The 16,303-nt window shown below is 72.3% G+C and carries 15 protein-coding genes; 12 read left to right on the top strand and 3 right to left on the bottom strand.

The window, feature by feature from the left end; translation table 11 throughout:
* Positions 1-23: 23 nt before the first annotated feature.
* Complete coding sequence (locus B4U46_RS12300; protein WP_079426902.1) at positions 24-1,172, bottom strand: glycosyltransferase; 1,149 nt, start codon at positions 1,170-1,172, stop codon at positions 24-26.
* Complete coding sequence (locus tag B4U46_RS12295; RefSeq protein WP_079426900.1) at positions 1,169-4,066, bottom strand: bifunctional glycosyltransferase/CDP-glycerol:glycerophosphate glycerophosphotransferase; 2,898 nt, start codon at positions 4,064-4,066, stop codon at positions 1,169-1,171. Before B4U46_RS12295 ends, B4U46_RS12300 begins: the two co-directional genes overlap by 4 nt.
* Before the next feature lie 159 nt (positions 4,067-4,225).
* Here B4U46_RS12295 and B4U46_RS12290 point away from each other — a divergent pair, with 159 nt between their 5' ends.
* The 7 genes from B4U46_RS12290 (at position 4,226) to B4U46_RS12260 (ending at position 11,349) form a co-directional block, all read left to right on the top strand.
* Complete coding sequence (locus tag B4U46_RS12290; protein ID WP_079426899.1) at positions 4,226-5,203, top strand: glycosyltransferase family 2 protein; 978 nt, start codon at positions 4,226-4,228, stop codon at positions 5,201-5,203.
* Entirely contained in the window at positions 5,200-5,646 is a 447-nt protein-coding gene (locus B4U46_RS12285; RefSeq protein ID WP_079426897.1) for a GtrA family protein, read from the top strand. The genes B4U46_RS12290 and B4U46_RS12285 overlap by 4 nt, the downstream gene beginning before the upstream one ends.
* Positions 5,647-5,729: 83 nt before the next feature.
* On the top strand, positions 5,730-6,857 hold the full coding sequence (proB, locus tag B4U46_RS12280) for a glutamate 5-kinase (protein ID WP_079426895.1): 1,128 nt from the start codon (positions 5,730-5,732) through the stop codon (positions 6,855-6,857).
* 81 nt (positions 6,858-6,938) lie between these two features.
* Positions 6,939-7,346 (top strand): hypothetical protein, encoded by a 408-nt coding sequence (locus B4U46_RS12275; RefSeq protein WP_079426893.1) that lies wholly within the window; start codon positions 6,939-6,941, stop codon positions 7,344-7,346.
* Positions 7,347-8,115: 769 nt separating this feature from the next.
* Positions 8,116-9,399, top strand: coding sequence for a glutamate-5-semialdehyde dehydrogenase (locus tag B4U46_RS12270; RefSeq protein ID WP_079426891.1), 1,284 nt, complete (start codon positions 8,116-8,118; stop codon positions 9,397-9,399).
* A gap of 77 nt (positions 9,400-9,476) precedes the next feature.
* Positions 9,477-10,010 carry a hypothetical protein gene (locus B4U46_RS12265; protein ID WP_079426889.1) on the top strand — a complete coding sequence of 178 codons (534 nt, stop codon included), beginning with the start codon at positions 9,477-9,479 and terminating at the stop codon, positions 10,008-10,010.
* A gap of 67 nt (positions 10,011-10,077) precedes the next feature.
* Positions 10,078-11,349 carry a hypothetical protein gene (locus B4U46_RS12260; protein ID WP_079426887.1) on the top strand — a complete coding sequence of 424 codons (1,272 nt, stop codon included), beginning with the start codon at positions 10,078-10,080 and terminating at the stop codon, positions 11,347-11,349.
* On the opposite strand, the gene B4U46_RS12255 is transcribed toward B4U46_RS12260, so the two are convergent.
* Positions 11,333-12,391 (bottom strand): M48 family metallopeptidase, encoded by a 1,059-nt coding sequence (locus tag B4U46_RS12255; protein WP_079426885.1) that lies wholly within the window; start codon positions 12,389-12,391, stop codon positions 11,333-11,335. The two genes, B4U46_RS12260 and B4U46_RS12255, sit on opposite strands and share 17 nt — an antisense overlap.
* Before the next feature lie 140 nt (positions 12,392-12,531).
* Between B4U46_RS12255 and B4U46_RS38030 the strand changes: the two genes are divergently transcribed.
* From B4U46_RS38030 to B4U46_RS12235, 5 genes are all read left to right on the top strand, one after another.
* Entirely contained in the window at positions 12,532-12,699 is a 168-nt protein-coding gene (locus B4U46_RS38030) for a hypothetical protein (protein ID WP_100863660.1), read from the top strand.
* A 59-nt stretch (positions 12,700-12,758) separates the two neighbouring features.
* Positions 12,759-13,376, top strand: a complete 618-nt coding sequence (gene nadD, locus B4U46_RS12250; RefSeq protein WP_079426883.1) for a nicotinate-nucleotide adenylyltransferase — start codon at positions 12,759-12,761, stop codon at positions 13,374-13,376.
* 26 nt (positions 13,377-13,402) lie between these two features.
* On the top strand, positions 13,403-15,100 hold the full coding sequence (locus B4U46_RS12245) for an LCP family protein (protein ID WP_079426881.1): 1,698 nt from the start codon (positions 13,403-13,405) through the stop codon (positions 15,098-15,100).
* 66 nt (positions 15,101-15,166) lie between these two features.
* Positions 15,167-15,613 (top strand): ribosome silencing factor, encoded by a 447-nt coding sequence (rsfS, locus tag B4U46_RS12240; protein ID WP_045950430.1) that lies wholly within the window; start codon positions 15,167-15,169, stop codon positions 15,611-15,613.
* Positions 15,610-16,290, top strand: a complete 681-nt coding sequence (locus tag B4U46_RS12235; protein ID WP_079426879.1) for a histidine phosphatase family protein — start codon at positions 15,610-15,612, stop codon at positions 16,288-16,290. Before rsfS ends, B4U46_RS12235 begins: the two co-directional genes overlap by 4 nt.
* The last annotated feature ends 13 nt before the right edge of the window (positions 16,291-16,303 follow it).

Below are 16,303 nucleotides of genomic sequence, written 5' to 3'. Positions count from 1 at the left end.
TTTCCCGTACGCGGGGGAGGGGCTCAGCGCTCCAGGAAGGTGAAGAGCTCCTCCCAGCGGTCGGTGATCTCCGCGCTGGAGTAGCGGCGCACGCTGCGGAAGGCCCCGTCACCGAGCCGGTCGCGGGTGGCGGCGTCCGACATCAGGGTGTCGAGGTGTCCGGCCAGCTCCATCGTGTTGCCGAGGCGGGCCAGCAGCCCGTCCTCGCCGTGCCGCACGATCTCCCGCACACCCGGCGCGCAGTCGAACGCGGCCACGGGCAGGCCCGCCGCCATGGCTTCCAGCAGGGTGATCGGGAAGCCCTCGGCCCGGGAGGCCTGGGCGAAGACGGAGGCCCCGCTCAGCGCGCCGAGCACGTCGTCGGTGCTGCCCATCCACTCCACGGAGTCGTCCAGCCCGAGCGAGGTGCAGTGCGCCCGCAGGGTGGCCTCCTCGACGCCCGCCCCGTAGATCCGCAGGGTCCAGTCCGGGTGGCGCGGGACGGCGTCTGCCCAGGCGTCGAGCAGCAGGTCCACGCCCTTCTCGAAGGCGAGGCGGCCGACGCTCGCGACGACCTTCGCGGTGCGCGGGGCGGGGGAGTCCGGCATGAACGGCAGCGGGTTCGGCATGCTGTCGACGTTCTCCATGCCGGACCGGATCCACAGGTCCGCGTCCTCCGGGGTGAGGACGAGCAGCCGGTCGACCTCCGGGTACCAGCGGCGGACCCGGTCGCCCCGGGTGGACTTCTGGCTGGCCTCGAAGGACTCGTGGCTCATCCCGATGACGGAGAGCCCCTTGGTGTCGGCGAGGGCCACCCACTCCATCGCCCAGACCTGGGTGACGATCACCACGGCACCGGGCGCGGCGGCCCGGAACAGCTCGCTCAGTTCCTCCGCCCTGGCCCGCATCCCCGCCCGCCGGGCCGCCTGGCGGCGCCGCTCGGGGGCGTTGAGGCGGCCCTTGAGGCCGTGCAGCCGGCGGGCCTTCGGCGGGTGGGTCTCGTACAGCGTGGTCATCTCGTACGGGAGGTCCGCGGGCAGCTTCTGCCGGATCTCCTCGGCGACGGGGGCGATGCCCACGATGTGCACGCGGTGGCCCCGGTCGGTGAAGAGCCGGGCCATCTGGTGGGACCAGGTGGTCACACCGCCGAGCTCGTCCACGCTGTTGGAGACGATGAAGATGTCCCGGCTCACTTGCCGCTCCTGGTGAAGAACTTCTCGACGATCTGACGGGCGGCGTCCCCGCGGTCGTACTCGCCGAACTCGGCGAGGAACCGCCGGCGGGCATCGGCGTACTTGGCGTCGGCCTCGTCGAAGGCGGCGACGGCCTGCATCAGCTCGTCCGCCGTGGCCACCACCGGGCCCGGGGCCTTGTCCAGCAGGTCGAAGTAGGTGCCGCGGATGTCCGTCGCGTACTTCTCGTAGTCGTACGCGAAGAAGATCATCGGCCGGTCCAGCACCGCGTAGTCGAACATCACGGACGAGTAGTCGGTGATCAGCCCGTCGGCGAGCGCCAGCAGCGGGGTGATGTCGTGGTGGCGGGAGACGTCGATCACCCGGCCCGCGACCGACGGCGGCAGCGAGACGCTGTTGAGGTAGTGCGTGCGCACCAGCAGCGTGCAGCGGTCGCCGAGCCGGTCCGCGAACTCCTCCACGTCGAAGGGGAACGAGAAGCCCTCCACCGCGCCGTCCGCGGTGGCCCGGAAGGTCGGCGCGTACAGCAGCACCCGCTTGTCCGGGTCGATGCCCAGCTCGGCGGCGAGCGGCCCGCGCACCCTCCCCCGGCTACCGCCGGGAGGTGCCCCCACCCCGCTGTCCGCCTCGGCCCGCTGCGCCTCGACCAGGGCGTCGTTGCGCGGGTACCCGGTGCGCAGCAGCACCTCGTCGCGGAGCCGGAAGCCCTTGGCGAGGGTGCGGACGTCGTGCTCGGAGCGGATCAGGAAGTGGTCGAAGCGGTTGACGGCCGCCTGGAAGCGGTCCTGCGCCGGCTTGCCCTGCGCCTTGGTGCGGGGCTCGTGGAAGCCCATCCGCTTGAGGGCGGAGCCGTGCCAGGTCTGGATGTACGTGGTCCCCGGGCGCTTGGAGAGCGCCAGCGGGAAGCCCTGGTTGTCGACCCAGTACTCGGCCTGGGCCAGCGCGCGCAGGTACTGCCAGCTCCAGCGCTTGACCAGGGTGGCCTCCTGGGGGAAGCCGGTGGGCTTGGCCCCCGCGTAGGACCAGATGGCCTCGAAGGGGGCGTTCTGGCGGACCAGCTCCTCGTAGATGGCCTTCGGGCTGTCGCTGTACTGCTTGCCCATGTGGCTCTCGAAGACGACCGTGCCCTTCTTGACCGGCAGCTTCGAGAAGACCTCGTGGTAGACCTTCACCTTCTGCTCGCCGGAGCCGATGTTGCGGCGCGCCTTCAGGGCCCGGCGCAGGCTGCGCTTGACCACGCCGGCGGCCTTGCCGTGCATGGCGCTGCTGATCAGCGACTGGGTGCGGACGGCGGCGGCGCCCTCGGCGGTCAGGACGTAGGAGAGGTTGCCCTTCTTGGTCATCTCCGGCTCGAAGCGGTCGGAGACCAGCCGGGTCAGCCGCGGGCGCACCCGCAGCCGGGCGGCGGACTCCAGGTCGACCCCGCCGACCGAGACGCGGGCGGTCATCCGGTCCTTGCCGGCCGTCAGCTTCAGGCGCACGTCCCAGACGGCGTCGATGATGCCGAGGGGGCGGACGGTGCCGCCGACGTCGGCGGTGGTGCTCCACTCGATCGTGTCACCGGCGTGGCGCACGGTTGTCACGGGGAAGCTGAAGGAGCGGACGCCGACCTGCCGCCGGGCCCGGAACTCCAGTGAGGCCGACAGCTCGGCGTCCTCCGCGATCCGGCCCAGGGGGTTCACGACGGCGCCGGAGAGGGTGACCTTGCCGCGTCCGTCGTCCTCGTACGAGGTCAGCCGGTTGCCCAGGGCCAGGGAGGACAGCGGCGCGGTGTGGAAGCCCTGGTCGGTGACGTCCAGTATGCGGCGGCCCTCGGCGTCGTCGAGATGCCCGGCACACCAGTAGATCCGCCCGTCGCGCTCGGCCAGCGGGGAGGACAGCCGGCCCTTGTTGGTCATCGCGTCGGCGGCAGCGAGGAGGTTCTTCCAGTCCTCCTTGCCCAGCAGGTAGGCGCAGATCGCCTGGAGGTGGGTGACGTTCTCGTACGCGGCCGGGTCGATGCCGGCCAGGTAGCCGTTGGCGAGCCGGGCGAACTCCTGGCGGTAGGCGTCGCCCAGCAGGGGCAGGTCGCGCAGGTGCAGCACCAGGTCGTGCTTGAGGAACTTGGCGTCCTTGGCGGTCTTGATGGCGGTGTGGCCCTTGGCGGCCAGCAGCTCGTCGACCCGGCGGTGGATCTCCATCCGGTGGACGAAGTTCGCGATCTCGTGGCGCCGGTTGCTGATCGACTTGGCGGCGGCCTTCTCGACCACGTTCCAGTAGTAGACGTGGTTGGGGATCAGGGTGATGCGGCGGGCCGCGACGTAGGCCTGGGCCGAGAACAGCAGGTCCTCGTAGTGGATGCCGACCGGGAACTCCAGGCCCTGCTCCAGCAGGAACGAGCGCCGGTAGCACTTGTTCGTCGAGAGGGTGTCGTAGACCAGCAGGTCCGGGTACTCGGTGATCGACTCCAGCGTGCGGGTGCGGGCGTAGATCCACGGGTACCACTCGGTGGTCTTGCCCCAGCGGTTGTCGAGGTGGACGCGTACGCACATGCCCGAAACCAGGTCGGAGCCGGTGCGCTCGGCGGCGGCCAGCATGTTGCGGCAGGCGTTGCGCTCCAGGACGTCGTCGCTGTCCAGGAACATGACGTAGGTTCCCGTGGCCTGCTTGATGCCGTGGTTGCGGGGGGCGCCACAGCCGCCGCTGTTCTCGGGCAGCCGGAAGGCGCGGACCCGTCCCGGGTTCGCCGCTTCGAGCTCCCGGGCGACCTCGTAGGACCGGTCCTTGCTGCAGTCGTCCACGATCACGACTTCGACCCCGCGCAGGGTCTGGTCCAAAACCGACCGGACGGCTGTCGGGAGACGCTCTGCGTCGTTGTAGACGATGACGACCACGGAGACGTCAGGCACGTGCACCTCGATCCCTTCGTTCCATTCCGCTTATCCCGTCAAAGCTACCGTGTGCCGCGCACGACTCGGGCAGGGCGACCTTCGCCGTGCATACTTCTAAGGAAGAGTTGAGACGCGGGTCCGGTTGCCGACAATCACCCGTTCGGACCCCAGCAGGAAGTGCCCATGACCAAGCTGTCGGTAGTTGTCCCCTGTTACAACGAAGAGGCCGTCATCGACCGCTTCGACGAGGAGATCCGCAAGGTTCTGGACGACCTGCCCGTCGAGTACGAGGTCTGCTACGTCGACGACGGGAGCCGTGACGGCACCCTCGGCAAGCTCCGGCGGATCGCCGCCGAGCACGGGGAGCGCACCCGCTACGTCTCCTTCAGCCGGAACTTCGGCAAGGAGGCGGGCATGCTCGCCGGCCTGCGCGAGGCCACCGGCGACGCCGTGGTGATCATGGACGCGGACCTCCAGCACCCGCCGGAGCTCATCGCCACCATGCTCGAGCACTACCGCCAGGGCCACGACCAGGTCATCGCCCGGCGCACCCGCGAAGGCGACAAGAAGCTCCGCTCGGCCCTCAGCCGCCTCTACTACCGGGGCGTGAACAACTGGGTCGACGTCGAGCTGACCGACGGGGTCGGAGACTTCCGGCTGCTGTCCCGGCCCGCCGTGGACGCCCTGCTCGCGCTGCCCGAGTACAACCGCTTCTCCAAGGGGCTCTTCTCCTGGATCGGCTTCGACACCGTCCACTTCGACTACCGCAACGCCCAGCGCGAGGCGGGCGAGACCAAGTGGAAGTTCGCCTCCCTGCTGAACTACGGCATGGACGGGCTGATCTCCTTCAACAACCGGCCGCTGCGCATCGGCATCTGGCTCGGGGTCTCGCTCGTCGCGCTGACCGGCCTGTACGCGCTGTGGATCACCGTGATGGCGATCACCAACGGCATCGACGCCCCCGGTTACGTCACCATCATCGCGATGATCGCCGGCATCGGCGGCATGCAGATGATCATGTTGGGTCTGATCGGCGAGTACATCGGCCGCATCTACTACGAAACCAAGCGCCGCCCGCACTTCCTGGTCAAGGAGGCCCACGGCGCGCCCGTGGCCGCCGCGCCCACGGAACCGGTCGTCGCGGAAGGCAGCGGCCGATGAGCGCCCCCACCCGCCGTGAGCAGCTCGGCCAGATATTCCGCTTCGCCCTGGTGGGCGGGGTCAACACCGGCACGTTCTACGTGATCTACCTGCTGCTCCACCCCTGGCTGCCGTACTTCGCGGCCTACACGCTGGCCTTCCTGCTGGCGATGGTCGGCTCGTTCTTCATGAACACCTACTTCACCTACCGCACCCGGCCCACCTGGAAGAAGTTCCTGCTCTTCCCGCTGACGAACGTCACCAACTACGTGATCCAGTCCGCGGGCCTCTACGCCCTGGTGAGCTGGGCGGGCATGGACACCCGGATCGCCCCGCTGGTCGCCGCGGTCCTGGCCATCCCGTTCACCTTCGTCCTCTCGCGCAAGATTCTCATCCCGGGGACGGGCCCGGAACCGGCCCCCGAACCGGAGCGGACCGCGGCGGGCTCGGCGTCCAGGGGCTGAAACCGGCGGGCGGGGCGGGCACGGGACCCCGTAGATTGAGCCGGTTGGTTGGTCGGTTTCGTGCGTGTGCGAGGGGAAAAGACGTGTCAGCGGCTAGGCAGGGTGTCGTGGACGCCCGCAGGATCGTGGTCAAGGTCGGCTCCTCCTCCCTCACCACCGCGGCGGGCGGGCTCGACGCCGACCGGGTGGACGCGCTGGTCGACGTACTGGCCAAGGCCCGCAGCGGCGGCGAGAAGGAGATCGTCCTGGTCTCCTCCGGAGCCATCGCCGCCGGACTCTCCCCGCTCGGCCTGGCCCGCCGCCCCAAGGACCTGGCCCGGCAGCAGGCCGCCGCCAGCGTCGGACAGGGCCTGCTCGTCGCCCGCTACACCGCCTCCTTCGCCCGCTACGGCGTGCGCGTCGGCCAGGTACTGCTCACCACCGACGACACCAGCCGGCGCGCCCACTACCGCAACGCGTTCAACACCCTGGACCAGCTCCTGGCCATGGGCGCCCTGCCCGTCGTCAACGAGAACGACACCGTCGCGACGGACGAGATCCGCTTCGGCGACAACGACCGGCTCGCCGCCCTCGTCGCCCACCTGGTCCGCGCCGACCTCCTCGTCCTCCTCTCCGACGTCGACGGCCTCTACGACGGGGACCCCTCCCTGCCCGGCACCACCCGCATCGAGGAGGTGCGCGGGCCCGAGGACATCGCCCACGTCTCCATCGGCAGCGCCGGCAAGGCGGGCGTCGGCACCGGTGGCATGGTCACCAAGGTCGAGGCCGCGCGGATCGCGGCGGCCGCGGGCGTCCCCGTCGTCCTCACCTCCGCCAGCAGGGCCGCGGACGCCCTGGCGGGCCGCGAGACCGGCACCCTGTTCCACCCCACCGGCCGCCGCTCGGCCGACCGGCTGCTGTGGCTCCAGCACGCCTCCACCCCGCAGGGGCACCTCGTCCTCGACGAAGGCGCCGTCCGCGCCGTCACCCAGCGCGGCAGCTCCCTGCTGCCCGCGGGCATCGCGGCCGTCGAGGGCGACTTCGTCGCGGGCGACCCCGTCGAGCTGCGCTCGGCGGAAGGGGTCGCGGTGGCCCGGGGGCTGGTCAACTTCGACGCCAAGGAACTCCCGCAGCTCCTCGGACGCTCCACCCGCGAGCTTGCGCGGGAGCTCGGACCCGCGTACGAGCGGGAGGTCGTGCACCGGGACGATCTGGTCCTGCTGCAGGGCTGAGGTTCGGGAAAACCACCGCGCGGCGGGCCGGGGACTGGTCAACTGTGAGGGGCGGACACGCGTAGCGCAGACAGGAGGCGGCTGGTGAGACGAGCGCTGACCAGCGTCGGTACCGGGGACGGCGCCGGCGGGGAGGAACAGGGCCCGGTGTCCCGCCTCTGGCACGTGACGCTGAGTGTCTCGGGCAAACCGGCGCCGCTGGCGGAGGTGCGGCGCGGGCTGGAGCAGCTCGCGCACGATCACCCCTTCCTGCTGACCAGCCGGTATGCCGACGACCATGCGGAGATCCGGTACTGGGAGGAAGCCCGCGACCTCCACGACGCGGCGGCGGTCGCCCTGCGGCTGTGGGGGGAGCACCGGTCGACGGCGCGGCTGCCACCCTGGGAGATCGTCGGGCTGGAGGTCATCGACCGCACGACGTACCACCAACGCGTAGCAGAGGGCTACGGCCCACCCCCGGCCCACCCGGTGGGCGTGCACCCCTATTGACGCATCGCTCGCGCGGCTCGGCCGCGAGCGGCCTCCCCGGCTTCGCGGCGCTGCGCCGGACTCCCTCCGGCGACGGCCGGGCCGGGGCCACGGGCCCCGGCGGGCCTCCTGGGCTTCGCACCGCTGCGGCGGACTCCGTCCGCCGGTGGGGGTTGGCCGTCGGGTGCGGGCCGACGCTGCCCCAGGCGGAGTGGCCGGGACCTCGTCTGCGGGCTGCTGCCGCTCTGGCCGGCGTCCTGGTGTCGGCTGCGGGTGGTGGGCCGCTGCGCGGGGCGAGGTCCCCTACCCTCCCCCAGACTCCGTCCGGGGGACCCCCACTTCGCCCGTTCCCAGGGGCTCCGCCCCTGACCCCGTACGTGCGCTTCGCGCCCGTAGGCCCAAACGCCACGCGGGCTGGAATTTCGCTGCGCGGAATCCAGCCGCAGGCGACGGACCAGGCGCGCCGCAATCCAGCCCCGCCGGCGTTTGAGGCGCGGGGGGCACCCCCCCAGCGGTAGCTGGGGGGTGGTCTGGGGGCGGAGCCCCCAGGAGCGGGGTCCGGGGCGGAGCCCCGGGAAACGGAGAAAGGGCGGGGCGGGGAGCCGGCTCCGCGCAGCGGCGCAGCGCAGCCGCCCCCGCACGGGACCCGGCTCCGCAAAGAGCCCGCCCGGCCCGGCCGGGCAGCCATCGAACCTCTGGCCGAGGCCCGCGCCGCCAGGCCGCGGCAGGGGCCGTCTCGCGGGGTGGAACTCCGTGAGGGGCCGGGGCGGCGGGGACTAACCTTGGCGGCATGACCTCGCTCGACGACGCCCCCGCGACCTCCCCCGTCCTCGCCACCGCGGCAGCGGCCCGCACGGCCGCCGCAGCCATCGCCCCACTCCCGCGGTCCGCCAAGGACACGGCCCTCCTGGCGATCGCGGACGCGCTGACGGCCCGCACCGACGAGATCGTCGCCGCCAACGCCGAGGACACCGACAAGGCCCGCGCCGCCGGCACCAGCGAGACCGTCATCGACCGGCTCACCCTCACCCCGGAGCGGATCGCCGCCATCGCCTCCGACGTGCGCGACGTCGCGGCCCTCCCCGACCCGGTCGGCGAGGTCGTCCGCGGCTCCACCCTCCCCAACGGCATCGACCTCCGCCAGGTCCGCGTCCCCCTCGGCGTGGTCGGCATCATCTACGAGGCCCGCCCCAACGTCACCGTCGACGCCGCCGCGCTCTGCCTGAAGTCCGGCAACGCCGTCCTCCTGCGCGGCAGCTCCTCCGCCTACGCCTCCAACACCGCCCTCGTCGCCATCCTGCGCGACGCGATCGAGAGCGCCGGCCTGCCCGCCGACGCGATCCAGCTCGTCCCCGGCGAGTCCCGCGACTCCGTCCGCGAGCTGATGCGCGCCCGCGGCCTCGTCGACGTGCTCATCCCGCGCGGCGGCGCCTCCCTCATCAAGACCGTCGTCGAGGAGTCCACCGTCCCGGTCATCGAGACCGGTACCGGGAACTGCCACGTCTACGTCGACGCCCAGGCCGACCTCGACATGGCCGTGGACATCCTCGTCAACTCCAAGGCCCAGCGGCCCTCCGTCTGCAACGCCGCCGAGACCCTCCTCGTCCACCGCGACATCGCCGACGCCTTCCTGCCCCGCGCCCTCGACGCCCTCGCCGACGCCGGCGTGACCGTCCACGGCGACGTCCGGGTCCTGGCCGCCGCGGAGGAGAGCAAGGCCACCGCCGTGCCCGCCACCGACGAGGACTGGGCCGCCGAGTACCTGTCGTACGACATCGCCGCCGCCGTCGTGGACTCCCTCGACGCCGCCGTCGCCCACATCCGCCGCTGGACCTCCGGCCACACCGAGGCCATCGTCACCACCTCGCAGGCCGCCGCGCGCCGCTTCACCCAGCTGGTCGACTCCACCACCGTCGCCGTGAACGCCTCCACCCGGTTCACCGACGGTGGCCAGTTCGGGTTCGGCGCCGAGATCGGCATCTCCACCCAGAAGCTGCACGCCCGGGGCCCGATGGGCCTGCCGGAGCTCACCTCCACCAAGTACATCGTCACCGGTGACGGTCACATCCGGTAACCGGCACCCGAACCCGTTGTGGCCGGATTCCGGCTTTCACCCTGCCCAAAGCGGCCCCCCAGGTCTACGCTGTTCCCGTGCCGGACGACGTGGGGGGCAAGCCGTTCCCGGACGACGGGGAGCCCGACGACGACCGCGGAGGCGCGGATCAGGACTTCGCCTCCGTGGTGTTCGACGAGGACTTCGTCCGGAACGCCAAGATCCATGAACCGAGCGCGGCCGAACGCCAGCGCGCCGCCGACCTGGCCCGCGCCGAGGCGGAGGCCGCCCGCGTCGCCGGAGGCTGGGCGGGCGAGGACGACCACGGCCTCCCGGACGGACATCCCTTCGACGACCCCGCCTGGGACGCCGGCCCCTATGGCTACGCCGAGGGCCCGTACGGGGCCTACGGCGGCAGCCTGCGCCCCTACCGCGGCCGGGCCGGGTGGCTGAGACCGGTCGCCTGGGTGCTCGCCGTCGTCATGGGACTCGGCATGGTCGCCCTGGCCTTCAGCGCCGTCTACCGCAGCGCCGCGGGCGAAGCGGACCCCGCACCCGCGCCCGCCAGTACCCCGCTCGGGGAAGTCACCGGCGTCGGCGCGTTTACGTACCCCGTCGGCCGCCAACCCTGAAGGTACGACCCCACTCGCCCGTCAGGAGCTGGGGGCTTCTCTGAAGCGGGGACAGCGGGGAGAAGCGATGGCCGTACCAGGAGATCCGCCCAACGGCACCCCCGAGGGAATCGGCGGGGGCGACGACGAGCTGCGCCCGGACGAGTACCGGTCGGTGGTGTTCGACGAGGACTTCGTCCGTGCTGCCCGGCTCCAGGAGTTCTCCGCCCAGGAACGCATGGGCGAGCACGCCCGGGCCGTCCGTAGCCGCTCCATCTGGTCGTCCGGCGGCTCCGCGGGCCGCGGCACCGGCACCCCGGGCCGTGGCGCCCGCCAGGGCATGCTGCTCGTCCTGCTCATCGCCTCGGCCTTCGCGGTCGCCGTCTACCTGGGCGTGCGCAACCCCTACGTACCGCCGGCCGGCGGCAACGCCGAGCCGCTGAGCAGCACCGTCGTGCCCCTGGCGCCGTCGGCCGCCGTACCGGGCGGCACGCCGGCCGACCTGTACGCCCGCAGTCCCGCGGCCGACTACCGGACCGGGGCCGCCGGGATCACCTTGCCGGCCGTACGCCGCACCCACCACTTCACCGAGAGCCAGGTCGTCGCCGCCCTGTCCATCGCCAAGGACTACCTGGTGCAGTCCTCCCTCGACCCCGACGTGCTCTCCGGCAGCGCCACCCGGCCCGTACGGGTGCTGCTGGACCCCGGACAGCTCGCCCAGTTCGACGAGAGCATGGCCTCGCCCTCCGGGGACGGCCGGCACGCCGCCACCGGCTGGCTGGTCCGTTTCGACCCGCACACCGCGGTCCTGGCCGACTCCCGCGTCCGGGTCAGCGGCACCCTCTCCTTCGAGGAGGTCAGCCCGGAGGTGCTCGTGATCACCACCGACCACACCTTCGTGTACGCCGTACGGGGAGTCTCCGGCCCGCCGGCCGGGCCCGACGGGGCCTCCCTCTTCACCGTCCGCCGAGAACTGCGGCTGCGCTTCGACCACGAGGACCTCACCACCCGGCGGGCGGAACTGGCCTCCTCCTACGTGATGGCCGGGCCGCAGGACTGCGCCGCGGACCCGGCCGGGAGCTTCCGCCCGCTGCGGGCCGGAGCCGGCCCCACCACCGTGGGCCCGCCGGTCAGCGACCCGTACGCCAGCGGCCGCCCCCGGCGCACGGCCGGACTGTGCGGGGTGATGGACCCGGCGGCGGCCGCACCCGACCCGTCGGCCCAGCCCTCGCAGCCTTCGCAGTCCGAGGAGCCCGCGCAGTCCCCGGGCCCGCCGCAGCCCGGCCCGGCGGCGGCGGGACCGCCCGTGGCACAGCCCCAGGCACCGCCCCCGCCGGCCTCCGTCAGCCCGCTCCGGTAGCGCCCTTCTCCTCGCCGCCGGCCGGGCCGGTGAACCGGTCGCGCAGCTTGCCGCCCAGGTCGCCCGCGCCGCCGGCTATGTCGCCGACCAGCTTCATCAGCGGATCCTTGCTGGTGCGCACCGAGTCCGCGTAGTGCGAGGCGGACTGGCGGAAGGAGTCGGCCACCGAGGCGTCCTTGTCCTCGTCCCGCCGCGGGTAGTGCCCGTCCATGATCCGCTGGTAGTCCCGGCTCTGCGACCACTTGCGCAGCTCGGCGGCGCGCACCGTGGTGAAGGGGTGGGTGCGCGGCAGCACGTTGAGGATCTTCAGGACCGAATCGCGCAGGTCGCCGCCGGCCTCGTACTCGTCGGCCTGGGCCAGGAAGGCGTCCACGTTCATCTCGTGCAGGTGGTTGCCGCCCGCGATCTTCATCAGACCGCGCATCGAGGCGTTCACGTCCTGCCCCACCAGCAGGCCGGCCCGGTCCGCCGACAGCTCCGACTTGCGGAACCACTCCCGCAGCGCGGTGACGATCGCCATGATCGCCACATTGCCCAGCGGGATCCACGCCACCTTCAGCGCCAGGTTCGTCAGGAAGAGCAGCACCGTGCGGTACACGGAGTGCCCGGACAGCGCGTGGCCCGCCTCGTGGCCCACGACCGCCCGCATCTCCTCCTCGTCCAGCAGCTCCACCAGCGCCGTCGTCACCACGATGATCGGCTCGTCCAGCCCGATGCACATGGCGTTCGGCTTCGGGTCCTGCTGCACGTACATCTGCGGGACCTTCTCCAGGTCCAGGATGTAACAGGCGTCGCGCAGCATCTCGTACAGATGGGGGAACTGGGTCTCGCCCACCCGCACCGAGTCCGACAGGAACAGCAGCCGCAGGCTGCGCTCCGGGAGCAGCCCGCTGAGGGCCTTGAAGACCGTGTCGAAACCGGTCAGCTTGCGCAGGGCGACCAGCGCCGAGCGGTCCGCCGGGTGCTCGTAGGCCCGCGAGGAGATGCCCGGGAACCTCCTGCGATCGCGTGCCGGTGTCTTCTCGAATCCGCTGTCGGTCATGGCGCTTCCCCCTGGATCGGCCTGTGCTGCACTGCGTCCATCTTCTCCAACGCATGAGTCGGCGTGAGCGTGCCCAGGGCCCCCGCATACGATGTGAGGGAAGTCTCCGCTCGCTCCCCGACTCGATAGGTACCTGCCTGATGAGCCTCTCCACCACCGCCAACAACCTCGTCCTCCTCGCTTCGGAGGGCGCCGAGCAGCACGGCGGCAACCACGAGAGCCTGAGCCCCTACCTGACCGGTGGCGGTGCGCTCTTCGTCCTGCTGCTGCTGCTCTGGGTGACCACGCGCCTGAACCGCGACCGCTGAACCACTCGTTCGGACCGGGCCTCCTCGCGCGTGCCACCGGGCCAGTAGGCTCTGCGCTCATGGGAGAGCAGGAAGTGCCTACGGGCCCGGTCAAGCGCCGGCTCGGCGTGATGGGCGGGACGTTCGACCCGATCCACCACGGACACCTGGTGGCCGCCAGCGAGGTCGCCGCCCTTTTCCACCTCGACGAGGTGGTGTTCGTCCCCACGGGCGAACCGTGGCAGAAGTCCCAGCGGGCCGTGTCGCCCGCCGAGGACCGCTACCTGATGACGGTCATCGCGACGGCCTCGAACCCGCAGTTCTCGGTGAGCCGCATCGACATCGACCGCGGCGGGCCGACGTACACCATCGACACCCTGCGGGACCTGAGCGCGCTCAACGAGGACGCCGACCTCTTCTTCATCACCGGCGCGGACGCCCTCGCGCAGATCCTCACCTGGCGCAACGCCGACGAGCTCTTCTCCCTCGCCCACTTCATCGGGGTGACCCGGCCCGGCCACGTCCTGACCGACGACGGCCTGCCCGAAGGCGGCGTCTCGCTCGTGGAGGTGCCCGCGCTGGCGATCTCCTCCACCGACTGCCGGGCCCGCGTCGCCGAGGGCGACCCGGTCTGGTACCTGGTCCCCGACGGCGTGGTGCGCTACATCGACAAGCGTGAGCTGTACCGGGGAGCCTGAGCTCCCGGAACGACGAGAGGCCCGCGGTGAACGACCCACAGGATCCGTACGACCCGTACGCCGCCCAGCAGCAGCTCATCGGCTACGACCCGTACGGCCGGCCGCTGTACGGCCAGGTGCCCGCGCAGCAGCCCCTCCAGCCCGCCCCGCAGCCCCCGTACGGGCAGCAGTACGAACCCCCGTACGAGCCCTCGTACGAACAGTCCCACGCACAGCAGTCCCACGCACAGCAGTACGGCTACGAGCAGCAGCCGCAGGGGTACGCCCCCCAGGCCCCCTCCTACGGGTACGACACCCGGCAGCAGCCCTCGCAGTGGATCCCCCAGCAGGCCGCCGCCCAGGCCCCCGCGCAGCCGCCCGCCGCGGCCCCGGCCCCCGTCCCCGGGCCGCGCCGGTCGTATCCGGAGGACCCCGCCGGGCCGGACCCCGCGGGGCAGGAACCCGGCCCGGGCGGGCCGGCCGCGGGCTACCGCACCGAGCAGTTCGCCTTCATCGACCAGCCGGACGAGGACTCCGAGGACGTCATCGACTGGCTCGCCTTCACCGAGAGCCGTACCGAGCGCCGCGAGGAGGCCCGCCGCCGCGGCCGCAACCGGGTGGTCGCGCTGGTCGTCGTCCTGGCACTCCTCCTCGTCGGAGGCCTCGGCTACCTCTGGTACGCGGGCAAGCTGCCCTTCCTCGACGCGCCCGGCCCGAAGAAGGGCGCCCCGACCGCCGCCGGCGCCCAGAAGCGCGACATGATCGTCGTCCACCTGCGCAACACCAAGCGGGGCGGCAGCTCCACCGCCCTCCTCGTGGACAACGTCACGGCGCGGCAGGGCGCCACCGTCCTGCTGCCCAACGCCCTCGCCGTCACCAAGGACGACGGCACCGGCACCACCCTCGGCAAGTCCGTCGAGGACGGCGGCATCGGCACCCGCGAGGCCCTCGACACCGCCCTCGGCACCCGCATCGGCGGCACCTGGCGCCTGGACACCCCCTTCCTGGAACGCCTGGTCGAGCTGGTCGGCGGCATCGAGACCGACACCGACACCGCCGTGCCCGCCGACGACCAGGCCAAGACCCCGGCCGTCGGGCAGGGCCCCAGGCAGACCCTGACCGGCGCCATGGCCGTCGCCTACGCCACCTACCGCGCCCCGGGCGAACCGGAGGCCAAGCAGCTGGAGCGCACCGGCCGGGTCCTGTACGCCGTCCTGCGCAAGATCCCCTCCGACCCGAAGGCGGCCGCCACGACCGTCGAGAGCCTGGGCCAGATCCTGGACCCGGGGCTCGACGCGCAGAACCTCGGCGGCCTGCTGGCGCGGATCGGCGAGCACGCCAAGACGGCCGCGTACCGCACCGAGGTGCTCTCGGTGAAGCCCGACGGCGGCCTCACCGACGACGCCTCCAAGAAGGTGGTCAAGGAGCTCCTCGGCGGGACCGTCACCGCCGCCCAGCCCGGAGCGGCCCCGCGGGTGGGTCTCAAGGACGCCACCGGGGACGAGAAGGCGCAGGTCGCGGCGAAGGCGGCGCTGCTCAACGGCGGCTACGCCCTCGTGGACGGGGGCAGGGCCGACCGGCCAGCCGCCACCTCGCAGGTCACGTACCAGGACGAGGGCCAGCGGGCCCGCGCGGTCGAGGTCGCCAAGACGCTGGGGCTGCCGGAGACGGCGGTGAAGAAGGCCGAGAGCGTGGTGAACGCGGACGTCGTGGTGACCCTGGGCAAGGACTGGAAACCGTCCTGACGGGGTGGGGCCGGCAGTACATGAGACCCTTGTAGGGATCTGCCCGCCAACCCGAAAGCATGGCCAGTGACCGCCACGGACCGCTCCATCGAGCTCATCACCACCGCCGCCCAGGCGGCGGCCGACCGGCTCGCGCACGACATCATCGCGTACGACGTCAGCGACGTGCTGTCGATCACCGACGCCTTCCTGCTCGCCTCCGCGCCCAACGACCGCCAGGTCAAGTCGATCGTGGACGAGATCGAGGAGCGGCTGCTCAAGGAGCTCGGCGCCAAGCCGGTACGCCGCGAGGGCGACCGCGACGCCCGCTGGATCCTGCTCGACTACGTCGACATCGTGGTGCACGTCCAGCACAGCGAGGAGCGCGTCTTCTACGCGCTGGAGCGCCTGTGGAAGGACTGCCCCGAGATCGAGCTCCCCGAGGACGCCAAGCTCACCATCGGCAAGGCCGAGGAGCACGCCAAGCTGCGCGAGGCGCAGGGCGACGACGAACTGGACGGTGATCTGTTCTGAGCGCGGCCACCGGTACGGCAAGGCCCGCCGGCGGCTCCGCCCGCACCGGCCGGAAGATCGTCCTCTGGCGGCACGGCCAGACCTCCTGGAACCTCGAGCGCCGCTTCCAGGGTTCCACCGACATCGAGCTGACCGAGACGGGGCTGGCGCAGGCGCGCCGCGCCGCCCGGCTGCTCGCCTCGCTGGGGCCGGACGCCATCGTGGCCTCGGACCTGAAGCGTGCCGCGGCCACGGCCGCCGAGCTGGCCGCCGTCACGCGCCTGCCCGTGGCGCACACGGAGGCGCTGCGCGAGACGTACGCCGGTGAGTGGCAGGGCCTGACGCACGAGGAGATCGTCGAGAAGTACGGCGAGCAGTACGCGGCGTGGAAGCGCGGCGAGCCCGTCCGGCGCGGCGGGGGCGAGCTGGAGACCGAGGTCGCCGACCGGGCCGCCCCGGTCGTGCTCGACCACGCCGACCGGCTGCCCCCGGGCGGCACGCTCGTCGTCGTCAGCCACGGCGGCACCATCCGTACGACCATCGGCCGCCTGCTGCGGCTGGAGGCGCGTGACTGGGAGAGCCTGGGCGGGCTCTCCAACTGCTGCTGGTCCGTCCTCGGCGAGGGCGCGCGGGGCTGGCGGCTGCTCGAGCACAACGCCGGCACCCTGCCGGAGCCGGTGCTCGGCGACGACGACTGAGCCCCTCCGCGGG

This window comes from Streptomyces katrae (genome assembly GCF_002028425.1).
GTDB lineage: Bacteria > Actinomycetota > Actinomycetes > Streptomycetales > Streptomycetaceae > Streptomyces > Streptomyces katrae_A.
The sequence above is the reverse complement of the archived record's forward strand: the minus strand, read 5'-3'. Positions and strand labels throughout refer to the sequence as shown.